Source organism: Mesorhizobium sp. M0306, from assembly GCF_040321655.1.
Taxonomy (GTDB): Bacteria; Pseudomonadota; Alphaproteobacteria; order Rhizobiales; family Rhizobiaceae; genus Mesorhizobium.
Window position 1 is genome coordinate 51392 of sequence record NZ_JAMYRY010000009.1, and the last position, 12139, is coordinate 63530.

At 63.6% G+C, this 12139-nt stretch carries 13 protein-coding genes; 2 read left to right on the forward strand and 11 right to left on the reverse strand.

Annotated elements, in window-relative coordinates:
• Window position 1: 1 nt before the first annotated feature.
• The 7 genes from NKI95_RS15465 to NKI95_RS15495 all read right to left on the reverse strand — a co-directional run bounded on the left by NKI95_RS15465 (window position 2) and on the right by NKI95_RS15495 (window position 6852).
• Window positions 2-1078 carry a Gfo/Idh/MocA family protein gene (locus NKI95_RS15465; protein WP_352717774.1) on the reverse strand — a complete coding sequence of 359 codons (1077 nt, stop codon included), beginning with the start codon at window positions 1076-1078 and terminating at the stop codon, window positions 2-4.
• Window positions 1071-1400, reverse strand: coding sequence for an L-rhamnose mutarotase (locus NKI95_RS15470; protein ID WP_023676093.1), 330 nt, complete (start codon window positions 1398-1400; stop codon window positions 1071-1073). The genes NKI95_RS15465 and NKI95_RS15470 overlap by 8 nt, the downstream gene beginning before the upstream one ends.
• Window positions 1401-1409: 9 nt before the next feature.
• Window positions 1410-2522, reverse strand: coding sequence for a mandelate racemase/muconate lactonizing enzyme family protein (locus NKI95_RS15475; RefSeq protein ID WP_352717775.1), 1113 nt, complete (start codon window positions 2520-2522; stop codon window positions 1410-1412).
• Between the two features lie 4 nt (window positions 2523-2526).
• Window positions 2527-3624, reverse strand: a complete 1098-nt coding sequence (locus NKI95_RS15480) for an ABC transporter ATP-binding protein (RefSeq protein ID WP_352717777.1) — start codon at window positions 3622-3624, stop codon at window positions 2527-2529.
• A gap of 1 nt (window position 3625) precedes the next feature.
• Entirely contained in the window at window positions 3626-4492 is an 867-nt protein-coding gene (locus NKI95_RS15485; protein ID WP_352465970.1) for a carbohydrate ABC transporter permease, read from the reverse strand.
• Window positions 4493-4494: 2 nt separating this feature from the next.
• A complete protein-coding gene (locus tag NKI95_RS15490; protein ID WP_352717778.1) occupies window positions 4495-5391 on the reverse strand; it encodes a carbohydrate ABC transporter permease in 897 nt (298 codons plus the stop codon).
• 141 nt (window positions 5392-5532) lie between these two features.
• A complete protein-coding gene (locus NKI95_RS15495; protein ID WP_352476491.1) occupies window positions 5533-6852 on the reverse strand; it encodes a type 2 periplasmic-binding domain-containing protein in 1320 nt (439 codons plus the stop codon).
• A gap of 157 nt (window positions 6853-7009) precedes the next feature.
• Here NKI95_RS15495 and NKI95_RS15500 point away from each other — a divergent pair, with 157 nt between their 5' ends.
• Both NKI95_RS15500 and NKI95_RS15505 read left to right on the forward strand, forming a co-directional pair.
• Window positions 7010-7798 carry an IclR family transcriptional regulator gene (locus NKI95_RS15500; protein ID WP_352717780.1) on the forward strand — a complete coding sequence of 263 codons (789 nt, stop codon included), beginning with the start codon at window positions 7010-7012 and terminating at the stop codon, window positions 7796-7798.
• Between the two features lie 65 nt (window positions 7799-7863).
• Window positions 7864-8700, forward strand: coding sequence for an amidohydrolase family protein (locus tag NKI95_RS15505; protein ID WP_352717781.1), 837 nt, complete (start codon window positions 7864-7866; stop codon window positions 8698-8700).
• Between the two features lie 5 nt (window positions 8701-8705).
• Here NKI95_RS15505 and NKI95_RS15510 read toward each other — a convergent pair whose 3' ends face one another.
• Genes NKI95_RS15510 through NKI95_RS15525 form a run of 4 tightly spaced genes read right to left on the reverse strand, consistent with a single transcriptional unit; the run spans window position 8706 to window position 12097 of the window.
• Window positions 8706-9671, reverse strand: a complete 966-nt coding sequence (locus NKI95_RS15510) for an ABC transporter permease (RefSeq protein ID WP_352717782.1) — start codon at window positions 9669-9671, stop codon at window positions 8706-8708.
• 5 nt (window positions 9672-9676) lie between these two features.
• Window positions 9677-10627 carry an ABC transporter permease gene (locus NKI95_RS15515; protein WP_352717784.1) on the reverse strand — a complete coding sequence of 317 codons (951 nt, stop codon included), beginning with the start codon at window positions 10625-10627 and terminating at the stop codon, window positions 9677-9679.
• On the reverse strand, window positions 10624-11367 hold the full coding sequence (locus NKI95_RS15520) for an ATP-binding cassette domain-containing protein (RefSeq protein WP_352717785.1): 744 nt from the start codon (window positions 11365-11367) through the stop codon (window positions 10624-10626). Before NKI95_RS15520 ends, NKI95_RS15515 begins: the two co-directional genes overlap by 4 nt.
• Window positions 11360-12097 carry an ATP-binding cassette domain-containing protein gene (locus NKI95_RS15525; protein ID WP_352717787.1) on the reverse strand — a complete coding sequence of 246 codons (738 nt, stop codon included), beginning with the start codon at window positions 12095-12097 and terminating at the stop codon, window positions 11360-11362. Before NKI95_RS15525 ends, NKI95_RS15520 begins: the two co-directional genes overlap by 8 nt.
• Between the last annotated feature and the right edge of the window lie 42 nt (window positions 12098-12139).

Consider the following 12139-nt stretch of genomic DNA (forward strand, 5'->3'; position numbering starts at 1 on the left):
GTCAGGGCCTCGCCGCTATCGGTGTTGCCGGCGCCGCGCTCGATTGGTAGGCGGCTTCGACCAGCGCCATGGTGTTCCAGCCGTCCTCGACGGAACTGACAAGCTCGGCGTCCTCGCCCGACACGTAGCGCTGGACATTGGCCATGCGGCCGGCAAAGGCGTCCGGAAACCATGCGCCGACGAGTGGAACCGCAATCCAGTCCGTGCCGCCTTTGGGGTAGATTTCGAGAATGTCCGGCTCGCCGCGCGGATAGTCGAGGTTGACGCCTAATTTGAGGTAAGCGGCGCCTTCGGTGCCGCAGATGCGGAATTCGCAGGCCTGGTGTTTTCGACCGAATTTGTGATCGTGGTTGATCGACAGCGCACAGCGGACGGTGTCGCCATAGTCGAGGATCGCGCTGGTGCGCGTTTGCGCAACCTTATGGCCGGGATGGCCCAGTGTCTTGGCGTGAACCCCCTTGGGGTCGCCGAGCAATTGCCGGATTAGGTCGAGATAATGGATCGAATGCATGGCGATCTCGACGCGCGGCGCCTGCAACAGGAATTCCCAGAGCTGCCAGGGTGTTGCCAGCGCCAGCCATGCGTCGAAATCGACCACGTCGCCGAGCCAGCCCTTGGCGATAGCATCCTTGAGCGCCAGCATCATCGGCGCAAAGCGCAGCTGGAAATTCACCGCCGCCTTGAGGTTTTTGGAACGGCAGATTTCAAGGATCTCGGTCGCCTGGCTGAGGTCACTTCCCATCGGCTTCTGGATCAGCGCCACCGCACCATCGGGCAGCGCCCTGAGCACGCCGGCATGATAGGCCGGCGGCGTCGCCAGATCGAAGACGACGTCCTTGATTGACGCAGCTTCCTCGAGCGACCGGTAAGCGGTGACGCCCCATTTCTGCGCCAGTTTTTCCGCCTTGGCCAGGTCGGGGTCGAAAAGCCCGGCAACCGGGAAACCGGCTTTCCCATAGGCCGGGAAATGCGCATCGCCGACGATCGAGCCGGCGCCGAAAATCACGATCGGCCTGGGCTTTGACGGCTGTGCCCAGGCCTGGGAGAGCGAGGAAGGATCGAAAATGTCATCAGTCATAATGGAAGACTTCGTCCATCGACGCCCACCACTCACCCTCCTTGCGGGTCGGCAGCGGCTCCTGGCATGGCATGCACAGCGCCCACCATTCCTGCGTCGTGGGGTCGGCGGCCATCTTGGCCATGTCGGCGGCATAGTCGGTGCCGTGGTACTCGAAGGTGCTGAACAAAAGGTGCTCCGGCTCCCTCAGATAGATCGAATAATTCTTGATGTTGCAGGCGGAAATCATCTTGAGGACGTCCGGCCAGACGGCGGCGTGAAGCCGCACATACTCGGCGACTTTCTCCGGCTTGAGGCCGAGCACCATTCCCATTCGCTGCATGTCCGACTCCTATTTCACTATCGTCGTGGTGAATTCCGCGATGCTCTTCGCCTTGATCGCATCCCAGTCCCAGTCGATGCCGATGCCGGGCTCGTCCGGCGCCAATGCGTGCCCGTCCTCGATACGCATTTTCTTGCCGGTCAGCTCGTCGAGCTGGGGAATATACTCGACATATCTGCCGTTCTGAACGGCGCATGTCAGGCTGACATGCAGTTCCATCAGAAAATGCGGGCAGACCGGTATGTCGAACGCCTCGGCTGCATGCGCCACCTTCAGCCACGGCGTGATGCCGCCGATGCGACCGACATCGACCTGCACGATCGAACACGCGCCCTTTTGCATATATTCGCGGAAATGCCGGATCGAATAGAGCGACTCGCCGATGGCGATCGGCGTCGATGTGGCATTCGACAGCCGCACATGGCCGTCAATGTCGTCGGCTGGCAGCGGTTCCTCGATCCAGGCGAGGTCGAGTTCACGCAAGCGTTCGGCCCGGCGGATTGCCTCGTCGACCGAAAAGCCCTGGTTGCAGTCGGTCATGATCTCGTAGGAGTCTCCAACCGCCCGGCGCACCGCCGTCAGGCGGGCAAGATCCTCGGAGCCGTGCGGCTTGCCGATCTTGACCTTCGAGCCGCGAAAACCCTTGGCCTTGGCGGTCAGCGCGTCCTCGACCAGCGTCTCGGTTTCGATATGCAGCCAGCCGCCTTCGGTCGTGTAGAGCGGGCAGCGGTCCTTGGCGCCGCCGGCCAGCTTCCACAGCGGCAGCCTCTGTTTCTTGGCCCGCAGGTCCCAAAGGGCAGTGTCGATGGCCGCGAGCGCGATTGCCGTGATCGCGCCGATCGTCGTGGCATGGGTGGCGAACTCCAGCTCGTGCCAGATCGCCTCGATCATGTCGGCGTCGCGGCCAATCAGCCGCGGCGCAAGGTGGTCGGCCAGCAGCCGCATCACCGAGGAGCCGCCGGTGCCGATCGTGTAACTGTAGCCGGTGCCGACCGCGCCGTCGGCATCGGTGATGGTGACGATCGGTGTTTCCTGGCTGACAAAACTCTGGATGGCATCGGTGCGCTTGACCTTCGGCACCAGGTCGACCATCCGCAGTTCGACTTTCTCGATCTTTGCCATGATTTTAACCTCGCAATGTCTTGCCTGTTTCTGCAGAAAACAGATGGGCCTGCGACAGGTCCAGGCTCATCTTGACCCGGTCGCCGGCTTTCAGCGGCTTTGGATTGAGCATGCGCGATACCCAGTCGCTGCCGTTGAATTCGGCGAACACCAGCGTCTCGTTGCCGAGCGGCTCGGTGACGGTCACCGGCAATTCCACCTGGTGGACGTCGACCTCTTCGCCGGAGCTGATGCCGTGCCCCGTCGGATAGATGTCGTCGGGCCTGAGGCCGAACACGACTTTGTCTCCGGTTCCGACATTTGCCTTGAACTGGCTGGGCAGAGGCAATCTCTCGCCGCTGGCGAACAGCAGCTGTCCGTCGTCGACAACCGCCTCATGCAAATTCATCGGCGGCGAGCCGATGAAGCCCGCCACGAAGCGTGTCTGCGGCCGGCGGAAGACCTCGTCGGGTGTGCCGACCTGCTCGATGAAACCGTCACGCATGATGACGATGCGGTCGGCCAATGTCATCGCTTCGACCTGGTCGTGGGTGACGTAGATCACCGTCGACCGGACCTTGGCATGCAGTTTCTTGATCTCGGTGCGCATCTGCGTCCGAAGCTTGGCGTCGAGATTGGAAAGCGGCTCGTCGAACAGGAAGACGTCTGGATCGCGCACAATGGCGCGGCCCATAGCGACGCGCTGGCGCTGTCCGCCCGACAGCTGCGACGGCCGGCGGTCGAGCAATTGGTCGAGGCCGAGAATGCCCGATGCCTCTGCGACGCGGCGGTCCATTTCCTCTTTCGCGGCGCCGGCGATCTTCAGCGAGAAGCCGAGGTTTTCGCGCACCGTCATATGCGGATAGAGCGCGTAGGACTGGAACACCATCGAGATGTTGCGCGAGCGCGGCGGCAGGTCGTTGACCATGCGGCCGCCGATCTCGATGACCCCGTCGCTGATCGCCTCGAGGCCGGCGATCATGCGCAGGGTCGTCGACTTGCCGCAGCCGGACGGCCCGACAAGCGCGATGAATTCGCGGTCGGCGACCTCGAGGTCGATGCCGTGCACCACCGCCACCGGACCATAGCTCTTGGTGAGTTTCTTGAGCGATACAGTTGCCATGTCAGCCTTTCACCGCGCCGGAAGTGAGGCCGCCGACGAGATGTTTCTGGACGATGAAGGTAAGCGTGAGCGCCGGTATGATCATGACCACGGCCAGCGCGCACATGCCGCGCCAGTCGATGGTGAATTCGGCCGTATAGTCGAGCAGGCCGACCGGCAGGGTCTTGGAGTTGATCGAGCGTGTCAGCTGCGAGGCGAGCGCGAACTCGTTCCAGGAGGTGAGGAAGGCAAAGATGCCGGCCGAGGCGATGCCGGGGCCGGCGAGCGGAAACTCGACCTGCCAGAAGGCCTGCCAGCGCGTGCAGCCGTCGATCTGCGCCGCCTCGGCGAGGTCTTTCGGCACCTGGCGGAAAAAGCCGTCGATCAGCCAGACGGTGAAGGGCACGTTGAGTGCGACATAGACCAGGATCAGCCCGAAATGCGTATCGATGATGCCGAGCCGCGCAAAGACGAAGAACAGCGGCAGCGACAGTGCGATGCCGGGCACCGTGCGCGTCAGCATCAGGCCGAGGAACATCGCCGATTTGGCGCGGAAGCGATAGCGCGCAAAGGCATAGCCGCCGGCCATGCCGATGACGATGGCGATCACCGTCGAGGTCACCGAGATGATCAGCGAATTGCGGAAGTAGTCGAGCACCGGAATGCCGCCCTGGCCGACGCCGCTGAACATGGCGATGTAGGCGTCGAGCGAGAGTTGCTGCGGGATCCACACCGGCGGCTTGGCCATGATCTCGACGGTCGGCCGCAGCGACGAGAGCACGATCCAGATGCCGGGCAGGCAGATGACCAGCATGGCCAGGAACAGTCCGATGCCGTGAACGATGCCGAGCGCTTTGTTGCCGACGCGATGCAGGCTGTTCTGGTCCATCCTCACCACTCCGCCGCGATCTGCGTGCGCGCCGCGGCGAGCTTGCGGTAGAAATAGACGGTGAACAGGATGGACAGCAGGATCGAGAAATAGGCCATGGCGTTGGCCATGCCCATCCTGGCGTCGCCGTAGGCGGTGCGGGCGACCAGCGTCCAGACCAGTTCGGTGCGGCCGGCAGGGCCGCCGTCGGTCATGATCTTGACGATGTCATAGGCGCGCGCGACGTCGAGCGAGCGGATGGTCATGGCGATGAAGGCAAACGGCATGATGAACGGCCAGGTGACATAGCGGAATGTCTGCCACGGCGTGCAGCCGTCGACGCGGGCCGCCTCGACCGGTTCGCGCGGCATCGCCAGCAGCCCGGCAAGGATCAGGATCGCGAACACCGAAGTCGACGACCAGATCTCGGCGGTCAGGATGGCGATGAAGGCGAGATTGCCGTCGATTAGCCACGGGATGGCGCGGTCGGTCAGGCCGAGCCCCTGCAGGGCGTTGTTCACCAGGCCGATATTGTCGTTGAACATGAATTTGAACTGGAAGCCGACGAGGATCGGCGAAAACATCATCGGAAACATCATGATGGTGCGCAGAACCCGCTGGCCGCGCGACGCTTTCTCAACCAGCAGTGCCAGCCCGAGCCCGATCAGCATTTCCAGGTTGAGCGCGACCGTCAGCAGCACCACGGTGCGGGCGAAGGCGATCCAGAAAGCGCGGCTGGTCAGGATGGCGACGTAGTTGCGCGCGCCGATGAAGACCCAGAACGTCTCCGGCCTGGTCAGCCGGAACGGTGTGAAGCTGGAGTAGAGCGATAGCAGCAACGGCACCACCACCACCGCCGCCAGCACGATCACCGCTGGCAGCAGGAGCAGCAATGGTGGCGATGGTCTCCAGCCTTTCATGTCGATCCGGTTCTGGTTGGCGCCCGGACACCGAAGGCCGCCATTGGCGAGCTGGGATCAAGACAAAGCGTGTTGCGCATGGTTCGAAAAAAAATGCGGGGCGCCGCTCTTCGATAAGCGCGGCGCCCCTTGGGAGAATGGTCAAAGCTTGCCGGCGTCCTCGAGGATCTGGGTGGCCTTGGCGGCAGCGTCGTCCAGCGCCTGCTTGGAGGTCTTGTCGCCAAGGATGGCGGCCTGCAATTCGGGATAGACGGCGTTGGAGATTTCGATCCATTCAGGTGTCTGCGGCACGGCAAAAGCGTGCTTTGCCTCTTCCTGGAAAGCCGCCAGCACTTCCTTCTTGTAAGGATCGCTGGCCGCCTGCTGGATGTCCCAGTCCCACACCGCCGTGCGGGTCGGCAGTGGGCCGCTTGCCGCCTCGAGCTTCTGGCTGTCCTCATTGGTCAGGAACCAGACCAGCGACGCCGCAGCTTCCTTGCTGGCGCAGTTTTCGGTGACCGAAAATCCGTGGTGCCCCGACCAGCCGGTGCGAATGCCGGCCGATCCCTTCGGCGCCACCTTCACCCCGACATTGCCGGCGACCTTCGACGACTTTGGATCGTTGAAGAAGCCTGCCCAGCCCGGCCAGTCGAGGTTGATGGCGACGGTGCCTGAGGCAAAGCCCTGGCCGAGATCGTCCCATAGATAATTGGTGGTGCCGGCCGGCACCGCCTTGGCCTTATAGAGATTGACGAACCAGTCGAGCGCGTGCACGCCGGCTTCCGAGTTGAAGGCCGGCTTGCCATCCTTGTCGAGGTATTCGCCGCCGTCGGCGATGAGCATCTCGTAAAAGCGGCCGTTGATCGCCTCTTCCTTGCCGGCGAACTGGGTGCCGTAGAAATCGGGCGGGCTGGCGAAGAATTCCGCCTGCTGGGCGACCTCGTCCCAGGTGTCGGGCGGTGTCAGTTCCTTGCCGTACTTGGCCTTGTAGGCGGCCTTCTTGGCTTCGTCCTGGTAGAGGCTCTTCTGGTAGTAGAGCGCCGAGACGTCGAACTGCGCGCGCGGCAGCATTACCAGCTTGCCGTCGAGCGTCGAGGCCTTGATCGTCGACGGCACGAAGGCGTCGATCTCCTCCTTCGGCAGCAGCTTGTTCAGATCGGTGTAGATATCGGGATATTGCGGCGCGAAGGACGAGTGGTTCGAGCCGACGCACCAGTTGATGCTGCCGGAGGCGATATCCGACTTGATTTCCTTGTCGAGCTCGAAATGGTTTTTCTTCGAGATCACGTTGACCTTGGCGCCGGTCAGTTTTTCCCATTCGCCGATGCGCGCGTAGAGCCCTTCATATTGCTGGCCGCCGATCAGCTTGGCGTCGATGGTGACGCCGTCGAATTTACCGGGCAGGTCGGCAGCAAGGGCAGCACTCGCACCCAGTGCGAGCAGCGTTACGCCGGCCGACAGGCCGCAAAACAGTTTCGTCATTGGTATCCTCCCAAGAGTCTGCGTCGATCCATAGCGAGGGCTGATCGGCAGCTTCATTCATATACAAACAAAATATTTATAGGATCGTCAAGCCGAAAGTTCTTCCGGAAGCAACCATTATGCGTATATGAAATGTGAAATTCACTGGAGAAGCCCAATGGCAGAGGACGAGGAAGACGAGCGCTATCGAGCCCCGGCGTTGGACAAGGGGCTCGACATCCTCGAGCTGCTGGCCGGCGTCGACGGCGGCCTGACGCAGGCGGAAATCGCCAAGAAACTCGACCGCAGCCCGAACGAGTTCTACCGCATGCTGGATCGGCTGGTGCGTCGCGGCTACGTCACGCGCCCGGACGGCGACCGTTACTCGCTGACGCTCAAGCTGTTTGGCCTGGCGCAGCTGCACGCGCCGGTGCGCCGGCTGGCTTCGTATGCGACGCCGCTGATGCGCGAACTGGCCGAAACCACACAGCAGGCAAATCAGCTGGTCGTCTTCGACCGCGGTTCCGCGGTGGTGATCGCACAGCAGGAGGCGCCGGATTACTGGGGCATCTCCATCCGCGTCGGCTCGCATATCAGCCTGTTCCACACCGGGTCCGGCCATGTGCTGCTGGCGTTCCGCCCGCCGGGAGAGCGGCAGATGATGATTTCCGAACATCTGCGCAGCACCGACAAGCCACCGCAATCGCCAGAGTTTTTCGCTCGCCTCGATCAGATCCGGGAACGCGGCTACGAGATGATGGCGTCGATGCAGACCGCCGGTGTGTTCAACCTGTCGACACCCGTTCTCGGCTCGGACGGCAAGGCAATCGCCGCACTGTCGATCCCCTACATAACCCTGGTCAACGCACCCAAGGCGCCCGACATCACCAGGACGATAGAGCTGCTGCTGGCAGCGACCGAAAAGCTGTCGCAACTGGCGGGTTCGACCGTCAAGCAATCGAGATGAATTCTTATTTGAATGAAGAATTTCTCCGTGAGATGATCCCGAACTCGCCAAGGAGGAGCGCCGCCATGATCTTCGACACCCATCTGCACCTGATCGACCAGTCCGCGCTGCGCTATCCCTGGCTCTCCGGCGTGCCGGCGCTCAACCGCGATTTCTCCTACGACGAATATGCAGTCCAGGCCCGCCGCGCCGGCATCGAGGGCGCGTTGCATATGGAGGTCGATGTCGATCCAGCCGACATCGAGGCTGAAACCAGCCGTGTCAAAGCGCTAGCGCGGCACAAGGCCAGCTTGCTACGCGGAGCGATTGCCTCCTGCCGTCCGGAAGAGCCAGGCTTTGCCGCCTATCTCGAGCGCGAGCGCGCCGATCCTTTCGTCAAAGGCTTTCGCCGCGTGCTGCACGTCATGCCGGATGAGCTCTCGGAAGGCGCGCTGTTCCGCGAAAACATCAAGCGGCTAGCCGGCAGCGGCCTGACCTTCGACCTCGTCGTTCTACCTCACCAGATCCCCAAGGCGATTGCGCTCGCCGACCTCGCGCCCGATGTGCAGTTCGTGCTCGACCATTGCGGTGTGCCCGACATCAAGGGCGGTTCCGAGCATCCGTGGCGCGAGCATATGGCGGAGATCGCGCGGCGCCCGAACGTCGTCGGCAAAATTTCCGGTGTTGTCGCCTATGCGGATGCCGGATCCTGGACTGTCGATACGCTGCGTTCCTATGTCGAGCACACCATCGCATGCTTCGGCTGGGACCGCGTCGTCTGGGGCAGCGACTGGCCGGTCTGCACGCTTGGCGGCGGCCTTGCGACCTGGATTGCGGCAACGCACGCGCTGCTTGCCGGCACCAGCGCCGATGAGCGGCAAAAACTGCTGTCAGGCAACGCCAAGCGGCTGTGGAGGTTGTAAGCGCCTCAGATCGTCGCCGACACGTGCCGCTCGCGACCGTAGAGCGAAACCAGGAGCACGATGACCAGGCCAAGTGCCGCCTGCACCGTCGAGGGCCGGAAGCCGAGCCCGATCAGCAGCGTGTTGATCTCCGTCAGCACCAGCACACCGGCAACGGTGCCGAAATAGCTGCCGCGGCCACCGACAAGGGCGGCGCCGCCGACCACCACTGCCGCGATCGTCTGGAACAGATAGGGCTGGCCGACATCGCCATAGGCCGAACCGGTGAAGCCGAGCAGCAGCACGCCGGCAGCGGCGGCAAAGAAGGCGCTCGCGGCATAGGTGACCGTCCACATGCGGACCGGATCGATCAGCGCCAGCGGCGCAGCACCTGGATTGCTGCCCAGCGCATAGAGACGGCGGCCGTATGGCGTGCGCGCCAGCACCAGCGCCACCAGCAAGGTCAGTACCGCGACGCATGGCACCAGCCCCGGCACCGGCAGCGGTCCGACCGAACCGCCGATCGAAACGAAGGCGGAAACCGCTGCAGGCGCCGATCCCGATGGAAAGCCGCCGGTCCACAACAGCACGGCACCTTGCACGATCATGCCGACGCCGAGCGTGACGATCAGCGGGTGGATATCGAGCCCACGCGAGATCAGGCCGTTCAGTGCCCCGATCAGTATGGCGAGCGCGACGACGACCGCGCAGACAAGAGCAAAATTCCAGCCGCCGCCGTAGAGCTGTGCGGCAACGACATTGGCAAAGCCGATGATGAAGGGGATCGACAGATCGATGCCGCCGAGAATGACGACGAGGGTCTGGCCGATCGATGCCACCGCCAGCAGCGAGGCGATCACCAACAGTGCCCGAATGGCGAAGGGCTGGGAGTAGCCGGGGATGAGCAAGGTGCCAAGGAGATGCAAGGCGCCAGCGACGGCAAAGGCACCGGCGACGCGGGCATTGGTGGATTGGAACCAGCTCTGGCGCATGCTTCTCAGCCTTTCCGCCCTGATAGCCGCTCCTGCAGCGCCGTCATGATCACGGCCACAACCAGGATCGCGCCATAGGCGATCTGCAGCACATAGGTGGAGACGTTGAAGGCGGTCAGCACGCTCTGCAGCAGGAAGATGTCGATAGCGCCGATCGCGGCCCCGGCGAGCCCGCCGCGTCCGCCGGCAAGACTGACGCCGCCGAGCGCCACCGCGGCAATCGCTATCAGCGTGTAGGTTGGCCCGATATTGGGGTCGGCCGAACCGATCAAGGCGGTCAGCATCAGGCCGGCACAGGCGGCAAGTATGCCGGTCATGACATAGGCGATGAAACGCACTTTGGTGACTGGAACGCCGGCCGTGTAAGCGGCGCGGTCGTCGCTGCCCACCGCCATCAGCTGGTCGTAATAAGGCGTCTGCCGCACCAGCCACCAGAACAGGAAGATCAGCGCCAGCGGCAGTGCCGACCAGGGTCCAGCCATCGCCTTCAGCCAGCCCGGCGCCGGCCCGATCGGCGCCGGCAGGATGGTCAGCGTCATGCCGGTGAGGATCAGATAGGTGCCGAGCGTCGCAACGATCGGCTGGATGCGGACGATGGTCGCCAGAAAGCCGTTGGCGGCGCCGACGATCGCGCCGATCAAAAGCGCCGCCGGCACGATGACCAGCGGCGAAGACATGCCAAGCCTGAGAAACAGCACCTGGATCACCATCGCATTGACGAAGCCCATCAATGGCCCGACGGAAATGTCGATGCCGCCGCGCCCGGCGAGGATTACTGGAGCCGAGGCGAGCGCTGCGCCGATCAGCGGCGCGGCGAGCCCGATCAGCGCGCCCCAGGCGGCAGGATGGAAGCGCGCCGGATTGAGCAGCAGATTGACCGCGATCAGGATCACCAACAGCACTGCCGCAAAGCCAGCGCCGCGCCATCGCGCCGCCATGCGCCGCAACCCGCTCATGCGGCGCGTCCGAACATGGCGGCGATCACCGCATCGCTTTTCATCGCGTCTCCGGTGATTTCAGCCGCCACCTGCTGTTCGCGGAACACCAGCACACGATGGCAAAGCAGCAGGATCTCCTCGATCTCGCTCGACAGGATGACAAGCGCCATCCCGTCCGCCGCAAGGCTGCGGAACACGTCATAAAGGACATGGCGCGTCGCCACGTCGACACCACGCGTGGGATCATTGAGCAGCAGGATCGCCGGTTCCAGCGCCAGTGCACGGGCCAGCAGGATTTTCTGCTGGTTGCCACCGGAAAGCGTGGTGATCGGGGCGTCCGGCCGTGGCGCGATGATCGACAGTCTGTCCCGATAGCTCTCATAGCGCTGCCGCCGCGCGGCGAAGCTGAGCAGGCCAAAACGCATATCGCGCGACAGCGTCGAGACGGCAAAATTGTCGAGCACCGATTGGGTCGGAAAAATGCCGGTGGTGCGCCGGTCGCGCGGCAAATAGGCGATGCCGCCGGCGACCGCCTTGCGGAAATTGGTGATCGCGCGCGCTCCGGTTGGCGCCTCGACGGTCACCTCGCCGCCAGCCGAGCGTTCCAGACCGGCTAGCACTTTCAGGAACCGCTCCTGTCCATGGCCGTCGAGACCTGCAAGGCCGACGATCTCGCCCGGCGCAATGGTTTGCGTCATGGGGCTTGCGCCCGGCGCGATCACCAGGCCGCGCACCGAAAGGCTGGCGCGATCAGCCATGCGCCAGCACCGCCGCCGTGCGTGGCGCCATCGCCTTGAGAAGCTCGGATGCGGTGGACGTGCCGCGTTCCTCAGTCGTCACCACGCTGCCGCCGCGCAGCACGGAAATCCGGTCCGAAAGCGCCATCACCTCGTCCATGCGATGGGTGATGAACAGGATCAGGCAGCCTTCCGAGGCAAGCTTGCGCATCATGGCAAAGACCGCCTCGCGGTCGGCAAAGTCGAGCGCCGCCGTAACCTCGTCGAGGATGAGAATGCGCGGGCTACGGACCACGGCGCGGGCGAGCACCACCAATTGCTGAACCGCAAGCGGCAATTGCCCGGTCAACTGGTCGAGCGGGATCTCGGTCACAGCGAAGCGCTTCAGCACCGCTTGCGCGCATCGCCGCCGCTCGGCGCGCGGCACGGTGCGCGTCAGCAGGCCGTCGAGGCCGAGCAGGATGTTGTCGGTGACCGAACGGTCAGGCGCGATCAGCACTTCCTGGAACACGGTGGCGAACCCGGCGGCCTGGAACGCCGCCGGCGAGAGGCCGGCAAAGGGCACTCCGTCGAGCAGGATCGCGCCGTTGTCCGGCTGGACGATTCCCGACAGCAGCTTGACCAGCGTGCTCTTGCCCGAACCATTCTCGCCCAGGATGGTGTGGATCGTGCCGGCGCGGAATGCGATTGAGGCATCGGCCAGCGCAATCGTCTCACCGTAGCGTTTCGAGATGGCCTGGACTTCCAGCATGAGCAATCCTGATGGAGAAAGCCGGCACCGCTGGTGCGGAGC